At 68.4% G+C, this 843-nt stretch carries 3 protein-coding genes; all 3 read right to left on the bottom strand.

Features of this window, described 5'->3' with window-relative positions; all coding sequences use genetic code 11:
• Positions 1 to 389, bottom strand: a 389-nt coding sequence (locus tag ACTJJP_RS17350; RefSeq protein WP_440776235.1) for a hypothetical protein, incomplete at its 3' end; no start/stop codon positions are given.
• Positions 386 to 574, bottom strand: coding sequence for a DUF2273 domain-containing protein (locus tag ACTJJP_RS17345; protein WP_243502156.1), 189 nt, complete (start codon positions 572 to 574; stop codon positions 386 to 388). The genes ACTJJP_RS17350 and ACTJJP_RS17345, both read right to left, overlap by 4 nt.
• Positions 571 to 843, bottom strand: a 273-nt coding sequence (locus tag ACTJJP_RS17340; protein WP_440776234.1) for an Asp23/Gls24 family envelope stress response protein, incomplete at its 5' end; no start/stop codon positions are given. The genes ACTJJP_RS17340 and ACTJJP_RS17345, both read right to left, overlap by 4 nt.

Raw genomic sequence — 843 nt, 5'->3', positions numbered from 1 at the left:
CACAGCACTCGCTTTCGCTGGGGGGCGGTGGCGCCCGAGATGGTCAGATCCACACGCGAGATCTCACGGCCGAACAGCCGGGTCAAACGCGAACGCACCTCGCTCTGCGCCGTACGCGCAGCTTCGAGCACGGGAGTCGCCGCACGCACCGCCTCGGTGTCATCCAGACGCGGAACCGGGAACGGCGAGGTGATGCGCACCGCGGCGGTGTCGCGGGCCGAGACGATCTCGACGTGGACGTTCTTGGCATCCACCCCGATCACGTCCGCCGCAGCCCGTTCGGCGGTTTTCTGCAGCACGCGGTCCGCAATGTGCACGCGGCCGGCGGGGAGGCCGGGGCCGGCAACCGTGCGGTTGCCGGCCCCGGGGGAAGCGGTGACGGTGGTCACGATGTGCTCCGACCCTTGAAGGCGTTGACGATGTTGCCGAAGTCGAGTTCACCCGCCGTGATGCGGGCGACGACCACGCCGATCGCCATGAACAGGGCGACGAGGACGAATCCCCAGAAGCCGAAGATCAGGGCGCTGAGGGCCAGGACGAGCCCGACCAGGGCACCCTTCGTCGTCGCGCTCACTGGACGCGCTTTTCGTTGCTGTCGTCGTCGTTGTCGTCGCCCGGGATGTGGACGTCGTTCACGTCGACGTTGACCTCGACGACCTCGAGACCGACGAGGCGGTTGATGGCACCGGCTACGCGCGAGCGCACCTGGTCCGCGACCTCCTGGATGGGGGCGCCGTACTCGACGACGATGGTGATGTCTGCGGCGGCCTGGGTCTCGCCGACCTCGACCTTGACGCCCTGCGTCAGGTCGGTGGCGTTGATCGCGTCACGGATGGCACCGAG

It is taken from the genome of Microbacterium sp. 22296, from assembly GCF_052045385.1.
GTDB lineage: Bacteria > Actinomycetota > Actinomycetes > Actinomycetales > Microbacteriaceae > Microbacterium.
Note: the sequence above shows the minus strand (reverse complement) of the source record. Positions and strands in the feature narration are given on the sequence as shown.